A 19615-nucleotide genomic window follows, 5' to 3' on the forward strand; every position below is an offset into this window, starting at 1 on the left:
ACAATAATGGAAGGAAAAGAATTGAAGGAGGCTCTAGGAATGACATCCCTTGTTGTTAACAATATCACTGAGCTGATTGGGAATACACCGGTTGTGCGACTAAATCGGTTGACCACACCCCAAGATGCAGAACTATATGTAAAGCTGGAACGCTTCAATCCCAGTGGCAGTGTAAAGGACAGAGCCGCTTATAATCTGATTCTGCAAGCAGAACTAGCTGGGCTACTGAAACCCGGAGGGACTATTATAGAGCCGACAAGTGGAAATACAGGCATTGGATTGGCTATGAATGCCGCTGCAAAAGGTTATAAAGCGATTCTTGTCATGCCTGATAATATGACGAAGGAACGAATCAATATTCTAAAGGCTTATGGTGCTGAAGTGGTCCTGACACCTGCAGCGGAGCGGATGCCGGGGGCTATAGCGAAAGCAATCGAGCTGGGGAAAGTAGTGGCGAACAGCTTTATTCCACAGCAATTCGAGAATAAAGCGAACCCTGACATTCACCGGACAACGACAGCGCTTGAAATTATGGAGCAAATGGAAGGAAAGCTGGACGTGTTCGTTGCTTCGTCAGGGACAGGAGGCACGATTACAGGAACTGGAGAAGTATTGCGTGAGCAGCTTCCTGATATTCGTATTCTTGTTGTTGAGCCGCAAGGCTCGCCAGTGTTATCCGGGGGAAAGCCCGGACCGCATAAACTGGTTGGAACCAGTCCGGGCTTTGTACCCGCCATTCTGAATACGAAGATCTACGATGAAATCGTTCAAGTTTCGGATGAAGATGCATTGCAAACGTTGAGAACGCTGGCTGCACTGGAAGGGATTCTGCTCGGTCCATCAGGTGGTGCCGCAGTATGGACTGCATTGCAGGAAGCACGGCGCCTCGGACCCGGCAAGCGAGTGCTATGTATTGCGCCTGATGCAGGGGAACGTTACCTGAGCATGGGAATATTCTAACTTCGTTTGGAGGAATAAGAATGAATAAGGTCATGATAAGTTTCTTAATTGTTCTTATGTTGGTGGGTTGTTCTGGAAACAGCTCGTTGACGAGTAATGAGGATCATTTAGACTCTACACCGGAACAAAGTGCGGAAACTGTATCGCCTTCTCCAGCGCTTCCTCCTAGCGAAGAGCCAACGCCAAGCATACAGCAGACAGAAGCTTATCTAGATACCAAGAAGCTGAGAGGGAATTTTGGCTTTGCGGATGCAGAGGGGCGGAATATTCTAGTCACCGGGCACGAAAAAGGGCTGGACAAGGAGATGACACAATTAAATGAGGCTATTGGTGATCAGGGGAATGTATTAAAGGTTAAATTTAATAAATGGCAGGATGGAACAGAGAACAGTAATGGCCGGGAGATGGCGCATAATTTTGAGAATCTGGCGGGTTATCTTTATACGGTGGAAGAGGAAAGTGCGACCCCGGATGAAACCTACTATTTGACGGATCAAATAGACTTTAAGGTTGATGCGCTTTTGCCGGTTGAAACTTTAGAGGGTCAAGAAGCTTTGTCTACTGTGGAAGTAAGTGTTCGAGAGCGTATTGTAGATACGAAAAAACGTGAAATTCAGAAAATATGGAAGCTGGCAGACCTATCTGCAAATCGGCAGCTGTATCTCGTTCAATTTGTAAGGTTGGATCAGGAGATGTTATTTAGTCTTGTCTGGAAAGAAAAAGATGAATTTACCTTCATGGACTATCCGGCGGTGATTCAAGGCGATGAATATTCAGTTTGGCGGGTGGATGATGGCGGAGAGGTCAGGCCTGAAATGTTCTCTATTCTTTTTGTAGCTGAAACCTCTGAGGGTCCGCTAGTCGGTATGAACTGGTGGGGGGCAGAGGGAGTCAATACATTTTTCTTGCACAAAGAAGGAGATTCATTTAAGGAAATGGACATCCAATATGGACGGTATACTTCGCCGATATAGATAGGAATTCACTGTAAACGTAGAAATGGTTAGGTGCATCGTAAGATGTATCTTTTTTTTGCTACAATATAAGAAAGCTTGCTTATGATAGTATAAATGTCGGCATTCATCTTTTAAAATACTTAAATTTGTAACATTAATAGGTCAATATAGCCCGATCGAGTCATGTGGCTAAGATAAGACGGTGATAATGTTATTCATAAGATGTGCAGGAGGGGACGGCAACGTATACACGAATAAAGTACATGATCCTGTTACTGCCAACGCTAATGGTAGGGATCTGGGAAGTCGTACGCCATCAGTTTCTAATGCCTTATATTTCAATGGACTTGGGGAACTATTTGACGCCGGTTCTTGTGTTTTTGGTCAGTCTTGTATTGCTACTTCCTTTGTTTTCTCTTATGGAGCGAAATCAGCGGGAGCTGGAGCAGGAACGTGCGCTAAAAGACGCAATGAAGGCTCGGGAAGGACTAGCCAAGGAACTGCATGATGGGATGGCGCAATCTTTATTCCTCTTATCTGTCAAAATCGACCGGCTAGAAGCAAGCCGCAAGAATGGTGGAGTCAGTGAGGAAAGTGTGGATCAGATCAAAAAGACGGTCCATGAGGTGAATCGTTATGTGCGGCAGGCCATCGCTAATCTGAAGATACCGGTCTCTGAACAGAGTTCTTTTTCATTGGAACAGTCGGTAAAAGATCAGTTAGCCCAGATGGCAAATGAGATTATGATCGAAGCCTCTCTCGATTGGAGCCTGCAAGATGATGCGCTCTTCCCTTCAGAAAAATCAGAATTGTTATCCTGTATCCGCGAAGCGATCATTAATGTTCGCAAGCATACACGAGCGGGGCTGGTTTCAATTACTGGAGCTGGCGATGAGAAGCGCTGGAGAGTAGTTGTTGCAGACAATGGAGAGGGATTTGAGCATGATCCATTTGAAGTGAGTGGCAGCTATGGACTTCAGATCATGAAGGAACGTGTTGAGGGGATGGGCTGGAAGCTTAGGCTGACTTCTGGTGACACAGGCACCCAGGTTGAAATTATGAAAGGGGAAGTCAGTCTATGAGCCGATACCGGGTTTTAGTTGTGGATGATCATGCGCATGCACGTGAGGCTATGTGTGAGATTTTGTCCATGGATGACAGTTTTGAGGTCATTGGTGTAGTGGAGAGTGGCGCTGAGGCAATCGCTTTTACAGCACAATGGATGCCTGATCTCATTCTAATCGACATTCAGATGCCTGTGATGGACGGTTTGGAGACTACTCGCCGGATCAAGCAGGAATATCCCTATGTCAAAATCGTTATCGTTACGGTATCGGACGAAATTTCCCATCTCCTCGAAGCGCTGAAGCAAGGTGCACAGGGGTATTTGCTAAAGAATCTGGCACCTTCCACCTGGATTCAATATTTGCAGGCCATTGTTAATGAAGAAGCGCCCCTAAGTCGGGAGCTGGCTTTTCAAATCTTGAAAGAGTTCACCGTACCTGCTGTAACGGATGAAGGGGAGTCATTGACGGCAAGGGAGAAAGAAATTTTGAGCTGTGTGTCTTCTGGATCGAAGAACAAGGAGATTGCCTTAAGCTTGGGGATTTCGGAGCATACCGTAAAAAATCATCTGAAGAACATTCTCCAAAAGCTTCAACTACAAAACCGTACACAGCTAACGCGCTATGCCTTGGAGCAAGGGCTTGCTTCACGTAAACGGGATTTTTCTAAAGATGTATAGCAAGAAGTTAAGGATGAAGTTATATAATTATGGATGAGAAGAGGCTAACCATGAACAGATTATCTCGTAAAATAATGACACTATTCGCACCAGCGGCTGCAACGCTACTATTGTTTGCAGCTGTAGCTAGCGCACACGTAACCGTGGCCCCAGCACAATCCAGTACTGGAGCTTGGGAGACTTACACACTTAAAGTCCCTTCAGAAAAAGAAGTGGCAACTGTACAAGTGGATCTACGAATTCCGGCAGGTGCCGAGTTTAAGCAATATGAAGCTACACCAGGCTGGGATGTTACTATTGACGGGAACAAAGTTAGCTGGATCGCTAACGGAGAAGGAATTAAAGCAGGACAATTCCAACGATTCTACTTCACGGCTAAGAACCCTGATGCCGCTGGCGACATCGCATGGAATGCTTATCAGCACTATGCCGATGGAAGCTTGGTTCAATGGTCCGGTGAGGCTGGAACAGAGAATCCGCATTCTATTACTACGATTGTACAAGCCTCCGGTGGTAGTGAGCATTCTCATGGTTCCAGTGACAACGGTATGAGCATGGAAGAGCATAATGCCATCATGGAAAATGAGAACAACTCAACCAGTGTCAATCCAATGGTCTATATCGCAGTCGGGATATCTTTACTTGCCTTTTTGATAGCGGCCATAAGCATTTTGCGTGGTCGGAAAGAGTAAGGTGGAATCGTTGTATTCCGTGATCAGAGTAGGATGAAAAAGAAGATTGAACTTATAACTGTGAACCGTTTCGTAGTGAAGTATGAAACGGTTCACGGTTTTTTTGTGTGGAGCTCACAAATGATATGGGATCATACAAGAAGCCTCCGCGATTAAACGACGGAGGCTTCTTGTATGAATGATTGGATAATAAGGATAACTTTACTGAACTACAGACGTTTCCGCTTATAAAAGGTTACAAAAACTGCGGTCAGCAGCAAGAGAAGGATTGCGACGCCAGTTGTGATGGCTTCACTCGTACTGCCTTTTTGCTGGACAGCACCACCGCCACCAAAGTCACCACCGCCCATACCTCCAGGTATGCCGCCACCAAAGCCGCCACCGCCCATGCCGCCTTCAGGGAATCCAGGTCCACCCATGGCACCGGGCTCACCGCCTGCACCTCCGTTAAATTCACCTTGGACAGCTTGCCCATTGGTGTTGTCTTGTCCACCTTGGGGAGCCTGCCCGTTAGTAGCGGTTTGGTCAGCTTGATTGGTCTGCCCACCAGCCGCTGCTTGTGAATTACTGCCAGGACCATTGCCGCCTTCAGGGATAGCAGGTCCGCCCATGGCACCAGGTTCGCCACCTGTGCCACCTTGGGGAGCCTGCCCATCCGTAGGTGCTTGCCCACTTTCGGCACTCTGTGCAGTAGCGTCGATTCCAGCAGCAGCACTGTCGCCGTTAGTACCAGCGGCTCCCGGTGCTGCGCCATTCCTAGCACCGCCACCAAAGCCACCGCCGCCCATACCACCACTCATACCGCTTCCCGATCCGTCACCGGAGGAAGGGATGGTGCCGTCGAGCTGCTGTTGGATATTTTTTGCCATGTTCGACATGAAGGTCTTAACAGACTTAATCCCTTCTTCATATTGCTCAAAGGTATAGAAAGCAGATGGATCCGCTTTGACATAGCTGGAAATCATCATGTCCAGCTGATCCATCCGAGTTTGGAAAGTTTCGCCTGCTAGATAGCCATTAATCATCTCGCTGACAATCTCGTGATATTTCGCTTTGTATTCGTCGTTAGCAAGCAGCTTCGCAATCAGCGGACGTTCTGACAATGTGCCTTGAGTGGGCTCGTCAATCAGCACATCTGCACTACCCATACCCCCAAAGGCCATATTATAATCCCATGGCAGTATGGAGAAGACTCCATCATCTTCATACAGGTAATAATTTTGCTTATTACCACCTAAATAGCTGTCCATATTAGCCGTTACCGCATTTAGAGCGATATACTTCAAGGATTCCTCTACGTCGATGTATTTTTCATAATCATTCCCGTTATTAAGCTCATCCAGCATGTCGATGAGAATATCATCGTTGGATTTATCCGATTTCATTTCTAGTCCGGTATATAGCGATGGATCATCGCCAAGCCAAGTCAAATCACTGCCCTGGCCAGTCATAACGCCTTTATAAAGTGCTCCATAAGCGTTGCCAAAATTGCGTTCCAGATAAGCATCACCGATCTGTTCCACCGCGAGATAGAAGCCCTTTAGTTCATCGTTGACATATACATTGACGAAGGAATATTTCGGTGTTGGGAGTCCGACACTTTCAGCGAGCTCATAGGTTAGAAACTCACGCATATAAGAAGCATCGCTGTAATTATTATTCAGGTTGATCTTTGTAATGCCAAACAGATTCTGGTTCACATACTCATCAAAAGATATTTTGAAGCTGTAGCGATCAGAGTCTGTCATTTGTACTACACTTCTGAGACTAAGATTTCCTTTGGTCCGTACGGCCACGTTATCAAATTTAATGCCATTGTACTCCACGGATGCGGCTTTATATTCTTCCGCGCTGGCATTATCCAGCATATCCTGAAAATCATCCGGGTCCAGAGTGATTTTGACATCGACGACCTTGTCTTTTGGGAAAACCTGATCGTCTAAACTTTTCTCATCGCTTGAAATCACCTTCTCCTGCGTATCTGACGCATTGTTATTTGTTGCAGATGGACTTGTGTTCTGGCAACCAACTACGGCGATGACCAGCAGCAGGCAGCAAAAACTCAGCAGGATTGATTTACCTCTGGCTTTCATCTGTGGCACCGCCCTTCATCTTGTTGTAATAATTAAGATACATAGTCGCCGCTATAGCTGATCAGGAGTGCATTTTTGACACCTTTAAGATCGGAGACAGTGTTGACAAAGCCGCCTACTTTATCATCCAGCCGAAGCTCCAGTGTCAATTCAATATTGTTTGCGGATACGGTTTTTTGCTTCACATTATAACGTTTCACAGATTTGGTGATATGGCTGTGAACTTCACGTTCACTTTCATCACTATCACAGTTAATGACCAGTAAGTAGGGTGTTTCGATAGCAGAATGTTTGATGAACAGAAATAGAATTAGACCGATGATGATCGAACCAACAATAGCTAAAGTGAAGAATCCTGCGCCAGTTACGATCCCTGCGACAGCGGCCCAGAATAAGAAGATCAGATCTGTCGGATCTTTGATCGGCGTTCTGAAACGAACGATGGACAAGGCACCGACCATACCGAGGGACAGCACAAGGTTAGAGTTGATGGCAATGATAACAGTGGCTGTAATCATGGTCATGCCCATTAGGGAGACATTGAAGCTTTTAGAGTACAATACTCCGCTAAATACACGTTTGTAGAGCAGATAGATGAAGTAGCCGATCAGAAAAGCTACACCCAGCGTGATGAGCATTTTCGAGATGCTAATATCGGATACAAAGTTGTCCATCACCGAATTTTTAATAATATCTGAAAAAGTATTTGTGGTTGTATCTGAGGTTGCAGTTGCTGCTAGCGATGCAAGTGATGCATTCATAATCAATAATCCTCCCAAGTGTTGGTTTTTAGAAATTTGCGGCAGATCACATATTTTGAAGCGGACTGTCTGTTCAGCCCTTCTAACTGCAGCGCAATTTTAATATATTCCGGAATGTACTCATCGAATTTCACTTCAAAAATAATGAAGTTCTCATCAATCGCCCGAATCGGATGCAAATCCTTATCAAAAATATCCGTCGAATGCAGACCAGTACGTAAATCCTTATCGAACGTGATCCGCACATTGCCGTTGTGGCAAACATAGGGCTCGCGAACATAATCCACGATGACCTTCGGCCGAAGCAGGTTGTGGCGCATTTGATTGTATAATTCCATGAACAGTGGACTGTCCGGGACATTTAGGACCTCATAGTTGCCTGCCATGATCTCATCGTACATTTGACGGGTCAGCGGCTCTTTGATTTTAGCGATGTAATCGTCCATTTTTATTTTTTTCTCAAAGTGAATGATATGGTCCTGAATGTTGTAAATTCTAATCCGATATTTGGCGCGTTCTCTGAGACCACCAAGTTTGTCGGCAAGTGCTGTATTGTTGATGTCGTCAAAATACAAACTGCGAATATGATATTCGCCACTCTCATTGGCGTGTTGGTCTGTATCAATCAAGCTCTGTAATCGCTGGCGCAATATAAGGTATTGATGATAGTTAATAAAGAACTTTAGCTCATGCCGGAATTGCAGCTTGTTACTCATTTTCCCACCTCGTTTCTATCTCTATCTCTGTTGTTGGCTAACCTTCTTGCACAACTAATTCTAGGAGACAGACCTTATGTTTAACTTAAAATAGACTGAATGTTAGCTGAATGTTTTACACTGCGTTAACAAAAGTATGGATCTATGAATTTGACTTCTGACTTTCTGGAAGGCTATCTTAGTTAGAAGACTAGAGAGTGGACTTAAGGAGGAACCGTGATGAAAGACTATAAATTCGCCATCATCCTAGGGATCTTAGTGATTGTATTACTCTTGGTGGCTGTTGGGATGGAGTGGTCCAAATCCGGGAGTTCCGCGAAATCATCAACCCCGTTTGATCTGATCACCACCTTTAAGGGAGATGCGGGCACGAGCCGTGCGTTTACTTGGTATACTAATGATTCCAATGCCGCAGGAATTTTGGAGTTCGTAAAGGGACAGGTCGTCTCTTTTGCAAATTCGGATGTATTAAGGGTAGAAGCAGATAGCAGTTCTATAAAAACAGATAAGGGTACCAGAGGTGTTCATAAAGCTGAGGTAACCGGACTTGAGCCTGGGACGTTATATTCTTACAGGGTGGGCAGTGGTATTGAGGGGGAATGGAGTACAGTTGCAGAATTCACCACAGAAGAGACAGGACTCGATAGTGTTACGTTTATCAACGTTACAGATTCCCAAGGAGAGTCTGCGGAGGATTTTAAACTGTGGGGGAAGACAATGAATAAGGCTTTTCAGACATTTCCAGAAGCCAAGTTTATTGTACATAACGGGGATCTGACGGAGAACCCGGAAGATTCGGCGGGCTGGGATGAGTTTTTTAGCAATATTCAGGGCTGGATTTCAGGGATCCCGTTAATGCCAGTCACAGGCAATCATGATGAGGTGGATGATGACGCGAAGTATTATATTTCACATTTCAACCTGCCAGATAACGGGGCAAAAGGCTCCATTGCAGGCACCTCGTATTCGTTCGATTACGGACCTGTGCATATCACAGTATTGAATACAGAGAGTAATATTAAAAAACAAACAGAGTGGCTCAAAGAAGATTTAAAGAAAACAGATAAGAAGTGGAAGATAGTCGCTATGCACCGACCGGCTTACGGGGGGAATTCGTATAAGAAAGTAGAAGATTGGACAGGTATTTTTGATAAATATGAGGTTGATTTGGTACTGCAGGGTCATAATCATGAGTACTCCAGATCCTACCCGTTGCGAGGCGGAACAATCGTTCCAGAAGGCGAGATTCCTAAAGGGGCTTACCGAGGGACTGTATATGTGGTGACCAATGCCTCCGGAAGGAAATTTAACGAGAAAAAAGAGGATCAGTTCTATCATGCGGTACATTTTCAAAACTACAAGCAAATGTTCGCAGGGATTAGTGTTACCAAGGATAGTTTAACTTATCAAGCTTATGATGTGGATGGAAAAATGCTGGATGAATTTGTGCTTACGCATTAAGTAGTAATAGCTTTTGCGCAACAAATCAATAAAGTAAACCATCGAGAAACAGATGTCATCTTATAAGGTGGCGTCTGTTTTTTTGTGAAATGTAAGCTATGGTGTGAAAATGGTACGATTTTTAGTGACAAACTTCATAAAGAGATAACCATTTTCTCTCGATAATGAAAAAGATTGACATTATAATGAAAGCGTTATCAGTATATTTAGAAATTCATGTTTTGGGGGAGGGATGAAGCGGGGGATTAAGAGTAGGAGAAAAGAAAAAGCAAACCAATAAAATTGTAGGAGGCGTAAAACGTGATTCGTAACCGTATCCGAAAAACAGGACTATTAGTCCTGCTTGGCGCGATGGTAGGCTCTTTATTCTCTGCATTCCCAGCTACTACCCATGCAGCTTCAAGTGAACCGTATACCTGGAAAAGTGTTGTAACGGGAGCAGGCGGGGGCTTTGTGCCCGGTATTATTTTTAATCAGTCTGAACCCAATTTAATTTATGCCAGAACAGATATCGGGGGTGCCTATCGCTGGAATCAGGCTACCTCTAGTTGGACTTCAATTAGTGACTCCGTAGGCTGGGTGGATTGGAATAAGAATGGCGTGGATGCCCTTGCTACAGATCCTATTGATCCAAACAAAGTCTATATGGCAACAGGCACTTATACTAACTCCTGGGATAATAACGGTCAGATCATGCGCTCTAGTGACCGGGGAAACACTTGGCAAACCACTCCACTGCCTTTTAAGGTAGGTGGCAATATGCCGGGCCGCTCTGCGGGTGAACGCCTCGTCATCGACCCGAATAAGAATAATATTTTATTCTTCGGAGCCAGAAGTGGTAATGGACTATGGAAAAGTACGGACTCCGGTGTGACTTGGGCGAAGGTAACCTCTTTTACGAATGTAGGAACATATATTCAGAATCCGACACTGGATTATGGAAATGATCTCGTGGGCTTATCCTGGATTACGTTTGATAAAAGCACAGGAACACTTGGCAATGCGACTCAAACGATATATGTAGGGGTTGCCGACACAGCAAGCAGTGTTTATCGCAGTACAGATGGAGGCGTGACTTGGACAGCTCTGGCAGGACAACCTACGGGCTATTTGCCACATCATGGCGTGCTTTCATCTACAGGCGATCTGTATATTACTTATAGCAACGGTGTAGGTCCTTATGACGGAAGTAAAGGTGAGGTTTGGAAATACAATAAAACAAGCGGTGCTTGGACGAATATCAGTCCTTCAACCGGAACGGATAATTGGTATGGCTTCGGTGGTTTAGCTTTGGATGCTCAAAATCCTAACACAGTTATGGTATCCAGTTTAAACGCTTGGTGGCCTGATGAAGTGATTTTCCGCAGTACGAACGGTGGTGCAACATGGAGCCGGATTTGGGACTGGGGCAATTATCCAGAACGAACTTATAAGTTCAGTATGGATATCACAGCAGCACCTTGGCTCGATCATGGAACGACTTCGACCTCGCTTGATCCTTCACCGAAGCTCGGCTGGATGATGGGCGATCTGGAGATTGACCCATTCAACTCTAACCGGATGATGTATGGTACGGGGGCTACCATTTATGGCTCGAACAATTTGACCTCATGGGATACCGGAGGCAAGGTGAATATCTCTGTTATGGCAAAGGGTGTGGAGGAAACGGCTGTGCTCGGACTGATAAGCCCGCCAACAGGAACCTCCCATTTAATCACTGCACTTGGTGACGTTTCTGGTTTCCGTCATGAGGATTTGTCGGTAGCTCCAACTAAATTCCAGACCAGTCCTTCATGGGCAACAACAATGAGCATTGATTATGCTGAGTTGAGTCCGTCTTATATGGTACGGGTAGGCAGCGCAGATAAAGAGAAGACACCAAGTATGAAATCCATTGGTATCTCTAACGATGGTGGAGTGAACTGGTACATGCCAAATTCCGAACCTTCAAATGGGACCAAAACAACAGTAGGGCATGGACAAGTTGCAGTGTCTGCAACTGGGAACTCCATACTGTGGAGCACCTCGGATATTGGTGTGTACTACTCCAAAACTTCAGGGAATTCTTGGACAGCTAGCACAGGATTACCTGCAGGAGCAAAAGTAGCATCTGACCGAGTGAATGCTAGCAAATTTTATGGATTTTTTGCTGGGGTCTTCTATGTTAGTGTGGATGGCGGAGCTACATTTACTGCCACTTCAGCTTCAGGATTCCCAACGAATAATGTAGCTGGATTACAGCCGAATGAAGCTCAGATCAGTATGAAGGCCGTTCCCGGTATTGAAGGTGACCTCTGGTTTGCTGGAGGAAATACGACTGAGAATAAGTATGGTTTGTGGCACTCCACGAACTCTGGTGCGAGCTTCACAAAGTTAAGCAACGTACAAGAAGCTGATCTCATTGGTTATGGAATGCCTGCGCCGGGTCAAACTTACATGGCACTGTACACGGTAGCGAAGATTGATGGCGTGCGGGGTGTCTTCCGTTCTGATGATGTTGGCGCAACTTGGGTTCGTATTAATGACGATGCCCACCAATACGCCAAGATTAATATGGCGATTACTGGTGACCCAAGAATTTACGGACGTGTATATCTTGGAACGAATGGCCGAGGCACTTTGTATGCTGACCCTGTCAATCCACCAGCTACAGGCTCAACCATTACTCCAACAACCGCAAGCTTTGATAAGAAAACAGTGAATCAAGCAGATGTAGTACTAACCATGACGCTGAACGGAAACACACTCAGCACGATCAAGAACGGAACAGCCACCCTCGTAGCTGGAACGGATTACACAGTCAGCGGATCGACGGTGACGATTAAGAAATCATATCTGGCGACACAAGCGGTAGGAACAACCACGTTGACGTTTAGCTTTAGCGCGGGAGCTGCGCAATCCCTGGCAGTTACGGTGAAGGATACGACAACACCAGTATCCAACTCCACGATAACGCCAACAACCGCAAGCTTTGATAAGAAAACAGTGAATCAAGCAGATGTAGCACTAACCATGACGCTGAACGGAAACACACTCAGCACGATCAAGAACGGAACAGCCACCCTCGTAGCTGGAACGGATTATACAGTCAGCGGATCGACGGTGACGATTAAAAAATCGTATCTGGCGACACAAACGTTAGGAACGACTACACTGACGTTCAGCTTTAGCGCAGGAGCTACGCAATCCTTAGCGGTTGCGGTGACGGATACGACAACACCAGTATCCAACTCCACGATAACGCCAACAACAGCAAGCTTTGATAAGAAAACTGCGAATCAAGCAGATATAGCAGTAACTATGACGCTCAATGGCAATACGCTCAGCACGATCAAGAACGGAACAGCAACGCTCGTAGCTGGAACGGATTATACAGTCAGCGGATCGACGGTGACGATTAAAAAATCGTATCTGGCGACACAAACGTTAGGAACGACTACACTGACGTTCAGCTTTAGCGCAGGAGCTACGCAATCCTTAGCGGTTGCGGTGACAGATACGACAACACCTATATCCAACTCCGCGATAACACCAACAACTGCAGGCTTCGATAAGAAAATAGCGAATCAAGCAGACGTAGCAGTAACTATGACGCTGAATGGAAACACACTCAGCACGATCAAGAACGGAACAGCAACGCTCGTAGCTGGAACGGATTACACAGTCAGCGGATCGACGGTGACGATTAAAAAATCGTATCTAGCGACACAAGCGTTAGGAACAACAACGTTATCTTTTGAGTTTAGTGCAGGAGCTGCGCAATCCTTGGCGATCACCATTGCAGATACGACAGTAGCTCCTACAGCAGCACTGAAGGTACAGATGTATAACGGTACATTATCTGCTTCTGGAAATACACTGAATCCAAAGTTTAAACTGGTGAATACGAGTACAAGTGCAGTTACTTTCTCTGATGTGAAATTAAGATACTATTACACGATTGATGGGGAGAAGCCGCAAAGCTTCTTCTGCGATTGGTCACAGGTGGGAAGTGCGAATGTAACTGGAGCGTTTGTGAAGCTGCCAACCGCTAAAGCGGATGCGGATTATTATTTTGAGATCGGATTCACAAGTGCAGCAGGTTCACTTGCTGCGGGTGGCAGCATCGATATCCAGGTGCGTGTGTCTAAAGAGGACTGGACGAATTACACGCAAACTGGAGATTATTCCTTCAATGCGATGGATACCAATTATGTGGACTGGACCAAAACACCCGTGTACGTCTCAGGGAATCTGATTTGGGGTAGTGAACCTAACTAAGAATCTTCACCAAGCATTACATTGAAAATGCTGTCCTAAAAGTAGAGATTTCTACTTTTGGGGCGGCTTCTTTTTTATAGAATAGGCCAAACCATGGCCAGGTGTAGGCTAGAGAATAATTAGGGAAAAACTCCCTGAAAATAGCCGTTATTCGCTATAAATGAGCAAAAATAGGGAATTCCTCCCTAAAAATCGGGGCGATTTCTTAATTTTTCACCAAATCAGCCAAATTACAGGGAGGTTTTCCCTAATTGTTAGTTGGATGATCGAAGATCTCAGAATTTCAGGGAGAAATTCCCTAATTATTCGATGCTTCACTTTGACATACGATTAGCTGTTTTTGTTGTTACAATGTTTGTCCACTGTCTACAGTAATGATCTGCCCGGTTATGGCTTCCTGTTCCAGAGTTGCGCAGACGAATTGAGCAATATCCTCAGTGGATGAAATACGCTGGAGCAGCAGATTAGGGGCTAATTGATGCATCTGTTCTTCTCGACCAGACCACCATCGAGTAGCAACAGCACCCGGTGCGACACAGTTCACTCTAATCGTTGGAGCTAGCGCATGAGCTAGAGACTTCGTAAGGCCATGAACAGCAGCTTTGGAGACGGCATAAGGAAGGGAGGAGCCTAATCCCGTGTTTCCGGCGATACTGCCGAGATTGACGATGGCTCCTGAGGCACTTTTATGCATATACGGTGCAACTGCTCTGGCGCAAAAAAACATTCCTTTCACATTTACAGCATATAGTTCATCCCAGACTTCCTCCGTTGCTTTTTCCAGATCACCCAGCGAAATATGTTTAGTAATACTGGCGTTATTCACCAGCAGATCAACCGTCCCAAAATGCTGAATAATCGAATGAACCATACTTCGCACTTCCTGATCCTTAGAAACATCGGCTTGTACTGCTATCGCTTGCCCACCTTGATTTATAATCGTATTCACGGTTTCATTAGCTTCTGCCTCGGATCTGGAATAGTTCACTGCAACAAAGGCTCCACGTCGGGCTAATTCCAGACTTACAGCCATGCCAATTCCAGTACCACCACCAGTTACTAAGGCTACTTTATGGTTTAGATTCATCCTCATTCACTCCTTTGGTTGGCATATGTTGTTGATAGAGAGTATTCTATAATGATTATCGGATTTCGTATAATTGAATTAATTGAAGATTTGGTTCAATTTAATTGAACTAAGTAGTGGAGGGCTCAGGAATGGATCAAAAAACAATAAAAACCTTTCAAGCCATTGTGATTTCAGGAAGCTTTAACCGTGCAGCAGAGGCATTGAATTATGCTCAATCAACGGTCACGATGCAAATGCAGAGGCTTGAATCCGACTTAGGATGTCAATTGCTTGAGCGGGGAAAACAAATCAGCTTAACAGAAGCTGGTAGATTGTTTTATGAAGAGAGCTTACATATTGTTAAGGATATGGAGCGGCTACAGAGCCGTTTGGCCGATTTGAAGATAGGCGAGGCTGGCAGCGTCCGCATAGGGGTAACGGATCCGACGGCGAGCTATCGTTTGCCGCAGTTGTTAAGTAGTTTTATGACGCAGTTTCCGAAAGTGAGGGTCTCCGTGGAGATCGCGGGAACCGCTGCACTCAGTGAACTACTTTTGCGAGGCGAAATTGATATGGCTGTTTGTTCAGCGCCAGAGCTGGGGAAAGAGCTTTATTTTGAACCCTTATTTACGGAGGAATTTGTATTACTTATGCCAGAAGAGCATCCGTTAGCTTCCAAAGAGAATATCACACCAGAGGATTTACGGGCTCATCGGTTACTTATAACGGCAGTGAACTGTCCTTATCGCAAAAAACTAGAAAATGTGCTGCAGGAATCAGGTGGAGCACCAGTAGATACTATGGAGATTGGAAGCATGACAGCTCTAAAATATTTTGTGGAAAGTGGTTTAGGTGTCGCTCTTGTCCCTGAGATTATGCTGAATCCAGCGCCTGCAGGAACGGTATTGCGGAAGCTGGAGGGAGAAATGATTGATATGACTTGCGGAATCCTATGCAAACTTTCGGATTATCCGTTCAAGCTAGCGAGCTCCAGATTGTATCATTTTTTAAAGCAGGAACTAATCTCAACAAGGATATTTTGAATTTTAAACGAATTGTTAAGAAATAGAAAAAATAGAGAGGGCGGTGTTTGATGTTTTTTAGGAGGAAATTCAGTTTCTGGCTTTCGATTATTAGTATCATCATCTGTCTGGGTGATTATTTGGGGATTGAGATTGCAAACATCATTCTTGTGCGACTTAATCCAATTATAGATACGCTGATCTTTATGCAGCCCTTTGCAAACTGGATGGTTGATGTTAATAATACGGAATGGGCTGCAAGCAGTATACTAATCAGCGTCAAATTCCCCACGTATGTAATTCATTTTGGGACGTTCCTAATTTTAGGACTTCTTATAGATTATCTTATACATATATTTAAACAGAAGTGAAAAGCGAGCCTATTAGCCGAGATGAGGAAAGGTGAGATGAGATGAGCGGAGCAGAGGGAAAGCTTGAGTTAGAGAGGATTGTTTTTATTGGAAGGACCTTTGAAGAGTATTTGCAGATGTTCAAATTGCAAGAAGCGGATCTTGTAGGCCGGCGGATTTTAGATTGTCCTGCAGGTGCCTGCTCTTTTACAGCGATATCGAATCAGTTAGGGAGTGACGTGACTGCTGCGGATATCGCTTATTACTACTCTGCGGAAGAGCTTGGAGATAAAGGGGTTCAGGATATTGAGCATGCTATGTCTGAGTTGGATAAGGTACAGGGCAATTTTGTATGGGACTACTTCAAGTCTATAGAGGATTTAACACAAGCGAGAAGTAAGGCTTTAAACGATAACATCAAGGATCAGAGACAAACCCCGAAGCGATATGTTCCTGTGATTTTACCTAATCTGTCGTTCAATGATGAGGATTTTGATCTGACATTGTCTGCGCATTTCCTATTTACGTATAATGATCGGCTGGACTATGATTTTCATCTAAGGACTGTTAATGAACTTATGCGGGTGACTAGAGGAGAGCTTCGTATTTTCCCTTTAGTTGATCTGTCTTGCAAAAGATATGAGCATCTAGATCGCCTAATAGATGAGATGGTTCAACAAGGCTTTGCTGTGGCGGAGATGGAGGTTCCTTATGAATTTCAAAAAGGGGCAAATCAGATGCTAAGCATTAGAAGAATGAAGCCATAAGATAGTAGATAGCTATAGTTTGTAAAATAAAAACGAGGGTCTCTAAGCTATTTTTATCGCTTTGGAGACACCCTTGTTTTTTTAATATTGCCCTATAAAAAATTACGCTACTTTCTCTTTACGTTCTGCTATATAACAAGCTATCCCAAGTACCAGACCGAGTCCTACCAGAACGGCACCGACCCATGGCAGCGAAGTAATCGCAAGATGAGAAATGACCCATCCACCGATGAAGGCACCCGTTGCATTCCCTAGATTCCCTGCGGAGTGGCTAGTCGTTGAAGCGAGTGCGGGAGCGGCCTGAGCCAGACTCATGATCCGTATTTGTAGTCCTGGCATAACCGCAAAGGACACCAAACCCCAGAAGAAGATTGTAATGACCGCAGCAATTGGACTGTGCATTGTAAAGGAAAAAATCGTAAGAATGACACTAACTGCAAAATAAAGTCCCACGATAGAAGGCATCAGCTTCCAATCCGCTAGCTTCCCACCAATGATATTTCCGATGGTTACACCACAGCCAAAGAGGACTAGAATCCATGTCACGCTATGCTCGGCAAATCCGGTCACCTGCTGAAGCAGGGGCGCAATATAAGTGAACACCGTGAACAAGCTGGCGTTACCAAGCGCACCGATCAGTAAGAATAGAAGCAATTTAGGATTAGCTAGCGCAGAAATTTGCTGGATTACACTAGCAGGTTTGTCTTGTTTAAGCTTTGGAATGAAAATAAGAATGCCGATTAGTGCAACGACTCCCATGACTGCTATCGCAGCAAATGAGGCGCGCCAGCCCATGCTTTGTCCAATAAATGTTCCTAAAGGAACGCCAACAATATTGGCTATCGTTAAACCCGCCATCATAATAGATACGGCTCCGGCCCTCCTATTGGGCTTGACCAGATTAGAAGCGATCACTGCGCCCACGCCAAAGAAAGTTCCGTGTGTTAAAGCTGTGATGATCCGAGCTATCATAAGAACGGCATAGTTTGGAGCAAATACTGAGATTCCGTTACCTAGAATAAATAATACCATGAGCAGGCATAACAGTTTCTTTTGCGGAATTCGTTGTGTAAGGATGGTTAGGATAGGAGCGCCGACGGCTACCCCAAGGGCATACATCGTAATGAGCTGGCCTGCCGTTGAAATACTAACCTGTAAATCCTTGGCTACATTTGGTAAAATACCCATGATGACAAATTCAGTCATTCCAATGGCAAAAGCGCCTACCGTAAGCGAAAGAATAGAGATGGGGAAAGGTTCTTTGCGTGTTTTTTCCACACGGGCTGGTTCCTTGTTGAGGCTTGGAATTGCGTTCATGGTGCCGATGTTCAACCTTTCTTCTGTCTGTAATGAAGCTCCACCCTTATTGAGATGATAGATCCGACATGTAGTACTGCTTTATATTATTTAGTTTTCTGAAATTATTTTCAAGAGAAATATTTATTTCAGATATTTTCATTTTAAGTAATCATAGAAGGGATGAATTATTCATGATGGATGAAGGTGTAGTTCAAGTGCTCGAATTACCGGAGATGAAGCTAATAGGCTTGAGTATTACTTCTTCTTTTGTAGGGGACGAGACGGAAAGAGTAGAAGCGATGAAGCGAGAGCAGTATGTTCATGTAAAATCCAAAGGTGATTCCTATGAGGTTCTTCATAGTTATGTAAGGGAAAACGATTTGCAAAGTAATGATCGTGCACTGGCGATTGAAGTTTATCAGTTTGCTAATCCTACATGGCCTGATGAGGTTGATGTGTACATTCCATTGCGATGAGAAATAATTATAAGCAAGCAGCTTTAATGGCGCTCCAGCACTTTGACCTCGATTGGACACAGATTCGTTTCAACCAACGATCGGACACTTTCACTTTTGTAATAGAGACCAATAAAGAGGGGACTTTTTTGCTGCGTCTTCACTCGGGGAGATCTAAAGAGGAAATTAACTCTGAAATCGCTTGGCTGGAGCTTTTGACGAGCAAAATGGATGTCCCCCTGCCGAAAGGGGTTCATGATCGAACAGGTTCTGTTACGTTCAAAGTGGAGAAAGGTAATGGGGATGGTATATATGCATCGTTAATGCGCTGGGTTGAAGGTGAACATGCGAACGAAAGACTTACCGAAGAACAAATTTACAAAGAAGGCGTTCTATTAGCCGAGCTACATAAAGCGGCACAGGAGCTTGAGTTACCTCCAGGTTTTAATCGTCCCGTGTGGGATGAACATAGCTTTAGAAAAGCAATGCTCCGATTAAAGCTGCACTACCCTAGTTTTCTTTCGGATGATGAGTTCGTTAGGTATCAGTCTGCGGCTGAGAAATTATACGGCTGGTTAAGCAAGCAGCACAAAAATAAGAACAGAAGGACATATGGGGTTATCCATGGTGATTTACATCAAGGGAACATCATATTTAAAGAGGGTGAACCTCGACCGATTGATTTCGGAAGATGTGGCTGGGGATATTATCTTTATGATGTGGCACATACCATTCTAGGGCTGTATCCTTTACAAAGAGAACTGGTCATTAGGGGTTACGAAAGTGTGGCCAAGCTTGATGGGGAGTGGTTTCAGACTTTAGAGAATTTTATGGTCATGGTTATGATCGAAAATTATTGCCATCACGCACCCGACCCTAGAGAAACCGAGGGACTGAAAGCAGAACAGCCTTATGCGCAAGCGATTCTAAGGAATTATCTTAGGGGAGCTCCCTTCCTTTTTAACACCATTGAGATTTAGCGTATAAAAATAGGGCCTCATTGGGGAATT

At 44.7% G+C, this 19615-nt stretch carries 17 protein-coding genes and 2 pseudogenes; 14 read left to right on the forward strand and 5 right to left on the reverse strand.

The genetic code is table 11. The features are described from left to right. Nucleotides 1–39 precede the first annotated feature (39 nt). The 5 genes from cysK to MHB64_RS11885 all read left to right on the forward strand — a co-directional run bounded on the left by cysK (nt 40) and on the right by MHB64_RS11885 (nt 4352). Nucleotides 40–960, forward strand: a complete 921-nt coding sequence (gene cysK / locus MHB64_RS11865; RefSeq protein WP_341134482.1) for a cysteine synthase A — start codon at nt 40–42, stop codon at nt 958–960. A 20-nt stretch (nt 961–980) separates the two neighbouring features. Beyond that, nucleotides 981–1934: a hypothetical protein gene (locus MHB64_RS11870; RefSeq protein WP_341134483.1), complete on the forward strand. Its 954-nt coding sequence runs from the start codon at nt 981–983 to the stop codon at nt 1932–1934. Between the two features lie 245 nt (nt 1935–2179). Then, nucleotides 2180–2998 carry a sensor histidine kinase gene (locus tag MHB64_RS11875; RefSeq protein ID WP_094874554.1) on the forward strand — a complete coding sequence of 273 codons (819 nt, stop codon included), beginning with the start codon at nt 2180–2182 and terminating at the stop codon, nt 2996–2998. After that, nucleotides 2995–3660 carry a response regulator gene (locus MHB64_RS11880; RefSeq protein WP_094874553.1) on the forward strand — a complete coding sequence of 222 codons (666 nt, stop codon included), beginning with the start codon at nt 2995–2997 and terminating at the stop codon, nt 3658–3660. Before MHB64_RS11875 ends, MHB64_RS11880 begins: the two co-directional genes overlap by 4 nt. A gap of 50 nt (nt 3661–3710) precedes the next feature. Next, a complete protein-coding gene (locus tag MHB64_RS11885; protein WP_094874552.1) occupies nt 3711–4352 on the forward strand; it encodes a DUF1775 domain-containing protein in 642 nt (213 codons plus the stop codon). Between the two features lie 209 nt (nt 4353–4561). Here the strand turns inward: MHB64_RS11885 and MHB64_RS11890 are convergent, their stop codons facing one another. The 3 genes from MHB64_RS11890 to MHB64_RS11900 are packed head-to-tail and all read right to left on the reverse strand — an operon-like array spanning nt 4562 to nt 7922. Beyond that, nucleotides 4562–6445 (reverse strand): CotH kinase family protein, encoded by a 1884-nt coding sequence (locus tag MHB64_RS11890; protein ID WP_341134484.1) that lies wholly within the window; start codon nt 6443–6445, stop codon nt 4562–4564. 32 nt (nt 6446–6477) lie between these two features. Further along, complete coding sequence (locus MHB64_RS11895; RefSeq protein WP_094874550.1) at nt 6478–7206, reverse strand: DUF4956 domain-containing protein; 729 nt, start codon at nt 7204–7206, stop codon at nt 6478–6480. Between the two features lie 2 nt (nt 7207–7208). Continuing rightward, nucleotides 7209–7922: a polyphosphate polymerase domain-containing protein gene (locus tag MHB64_RS11900; protein WP_341134485.1), complete on the reverse strand. Its 714-nt coding sequence runs from the start codon at nt 7920–7922 to the stop codon at nt 7209–7211. Between the two features lie 219 nt (nt 7923–8141). Here MHB64_RS11900 and MHB64_RS11905 point away from each other — a divergent pair, with 219 nt between their 5' ends. From MHB64_RS11905 to MHB64_RS11920, 4 genes and pseudogenes are all read left to right on the forward strand, one after another. Beyond that, entirely contained in the window at nt 8142–9383 is a 1242-nt protein-coding gene (locus MHB64_RS11905) for a purple acid phosphatase family protein (protein ID WP_341134486.1), read from the forward strand. 351 nt (nt 9384–9734) lie between these two features. After that, nucleotides 9735–12857: pseudogene (locus MHB64_RS11910) on the forward strand (X2-like carbohydrate binding domain-containing protein); the annotation flags it as partial. A 63-nt stretch (nt 12858–12920) separates the two neighbouring features. Next, nucleotides 12921–13145 (forward strand): annotated as a pseudogene (locus MHB64_RS33900) (X2-like carbohydrate binding domain-containing protein); the annotation flags it as partial. Nucleotides 13146–13205: 60 nt separating this feature from the next. Further along, nucleotides 13206–13643: a cellulose binding domain-containing protein gene (locus MHB64_RS11920; RefSeq protein WP_341136070.1), complete on the forward strand. Its 438-nt coding sequence runs from the start codon at nt 13206–13208 to the stop codon at nt 13641–13643. Nucleotides 13644–13989: 346 nt separating this feature from the next. Here MHB64_RS11920 and MHB64_RS11925 read toward each other — a convergent pair whose 3' ends face one another. Next, a complete protein-coding gene (locus MHB64_RS11925) occupies nt 13990–14730 on the reverse strand; it encodes an SDR family NAD(P)-dependent oxidoreductase (RefSeq protein WP_094878776.1) in 741 nt (246 codons plus the stop codon). Nucleotides 14731–14861: 131 nt separating this feature from the next. Between MHB64_RS11925 and MHB64_RS11930 the strand changes: the two genes are divergently transcribed. Genes MHB64_RS11930 through MHB64_RS11940 form a run of 3 tightly spaced genes read left to right on the forward strand, consistent with a single transcriptional unit; the run spans nt 14862 to nt 16851 of the window. Beyond that, complete coding sequence (locus MHB64_RS11930) at nt 14862–15755, forward strand: LysR family transcriptional regulator (protein ID WP_341134487.1); 894 nt, start codon at nt 14862–14864, stop codon at nt 15753–15755. Between the two features lie 50 nt (nt 15756–15805). Beyond that, nucleotides 15806–16105 (forward strand): hypothetical protein, encoded by a 300-nt coding sequence (locus tag MHB64_RS11935; protein WP_341134488.1) that lies wholly within the window; start codon nt 15806–15808, stop codon nt 16103–16105. A gap of 41 nt (nt 16106–16146) precedes the next feature. Continuing rightward, nucleotides 16147–16851 carry an SAM-dependent methyltransferase gene (locus tag MHB64_RS11940; RefSeq protein WP_341134489.1) on the forward strand — a complete coding sequence of 235 codons (705 nt, stop codon included), beginning with the start codon at nt 16147–16149 and terminating at the stop codon, nt 16849–16851. Between the two features lie 102 nt (nt 16852–16953). On the opposite strand, the gene MHB64_RS11945 is transcribed toward MHB64_RS11940, so the two are convergent. Further along, nucleotides 16954–18168, reverse strand: coding sequence for an MFS transporter (locus MHB64_RS11945; protein ID WP_094871297.1), 1215 nt, complete (start codon nt 18166–18168; stop codon nt 16954–16956). A gap of 173 nt (nt 18169–18341) precedes the next feature. Between MHB64_RS11945 and MHB64_RS11950 the strand changes: the two genes are divergently transcribed. Both MHB64_RS11950 and MHB64_RS11955 read left to right on the forward strand, forming a co-directional pair. Continuing rightward, nucleotides 18342–18626 (forward strand): hypothetical protein, encoded by a 285-nt coding sequence (locus tag MHB64_RS11950; RefSeq protein WP_341134490.1) that lies wholly within the window; start codon nt 18342–18344, stop codon nt 18624–18626. Then, the gene (locus tag MHB64_RS11955) at nt 18623–19585 is read left to right on the forward strand and encodes a phosphotransferase enzyme family protein (protein WP_341134491.1); all 963 of its coding nucleotides are present in this window, start codon (nt 18623–18625) and stop codon (nt 19583–19585) included. The genes MHB64_RS11950 and MHB64_RS11955 overlap by 4 nt, the downstream gene beginning before the upstream one ends. Nucleotides 19586–19615 lie beyond the last annotated feature (30 nt).

The organism is Paenibacillus sp. FSL K6-2859, assembly GCF_038008265.1.
In the GTDB taxonomy this organism is placed as follows: Bacteria; Bacillota; Bacilli; order Paenibacillales; family Paenibacillaceae; genus Paenibacillus_AQ; species Paenibacillus_AQ nitricinens.

Excerpts from the sequence above, each read along its gene's own strand:
- cysK (WP_341134482.1), top strand. The coding sequence starts at position 40 with ATGACATCCCTTGTTGTTAACAATATCACTGAGCTGATTGGGAATACA.
- MHB64_RS11870 (WP_341134483.1), top strand. The coding sequence starts at position 981 with ATGAATAAGGTCATGATAAGTTTCTTAATTGTTCTTATGTTGGTGGGT.
- MHB64_RS11875 (WP_094874554.1), top strand. The coding sequence starts at position 2,180 with ATGATCCTGTTACTGCCAACGCTAATGGTAGGGATCTGGGAAGTCGTA.
- MHB64_RS11880 (WP_094874553.1), top strand. The coding sequence starts at position 2,995 with ATGAGCCGATACCGGGTTTTAGTTGTGGATGATCATGCGCATGCACGT.
- MHB64_RS11885 (WP_094874552.1), top strand. The coding sequence starts at position 3,711 with ATGAACAGATTATCTCGTAAAATAATGACACTATTCGCACCAGCGGCT.
- MHB64_RS11890 (WP_341134484.1), bottom strand. The coding sequence starts at position 6,445 with ATGAAAGCCAGAGGTAAATCAATCCTGCTGAGTTTTTGCTGCCTGCTG.
- MHB64_RS11895 (WP_094874550.1), bottom strand. The coding sequence starts at position 7,206 with ATGAATGCATCACTTGCATCGCTAGCAGCAACTGCAACCTCAGATACA.
- MHB64_RS11900 (WP_341134485.1), bottom strand. The coding sequence starts at position 7,922 with ATGAGTAACAAGCTGCAATTCCGGCATGAGCTAAAGTTCTTTATTAAC.
- MHB64_RS11905 (WP_341134486.1), top strand. The coding sequence starts at position 8,142 with ATGAAAGACTATAAATTCGCCATCATCCTAGGGATCTTAGTGATTGTA.
- MHB64_RS11920 (WP_341136070.1), top strand. The coding sequence starts at position 13,206 with ATGTATAACGGTACATTATCTGCTTCTGGAAATACACTGAATCCAAAG.
- MHB64_RS11925 (WP_094878776.1), bottom strand. The coding sequence starts at position 14,730 with ATGAATCTAAACCATAAAGTAGCCTTAGTAACTGGTGGTGGTACTGGA.
- MHB64_RS11930 (WP_341134487.1), top strand. The coding sequence starts at position 14,862 with ATGGATCAAAAAACAATAAAAACCTTTCAAGCCATTGTGATTTCAGGA.
- MHB64_RS11935 (WP_341134488.1), top strand. The coding sequence starts at position 15,806 with ATGTTTTTTAGGAGGAAATTCAGTTTCTGGCTTTCGATTATTAGTATC.
- MHB64_RS11940 (WP_341134489.1), top strand. The coding sequence starts at position 16,147 with ATGAGCGGAGCAGAGGGAAAGCTTGAGTTAGAGAGGATTGTTTTTATT.
- MHB64_RS11945 (WP_094871297.1), bottom strand. The coding sequence starts at position 18,168 with ATGAACGCAATTCCAAGCCTCAACAAGGAACCAGCCCGTGTGGAAAAA.
- MHB64_RS11950 (WP_341134490.1), top strand. The coding sequence starts at position 18,342 with ATGATGGATGAAGGTGTAGTTCAAGTGCTCGAATTACCGGAGATGAAG.
- MHB64_RS11955 (WP_341134491.1), top strand. The coding sequence starts at position 18,623 with ATGAGAAATAATTATAAGCAAGCAGCTTTAATGGCGCTCCAGCACTTT.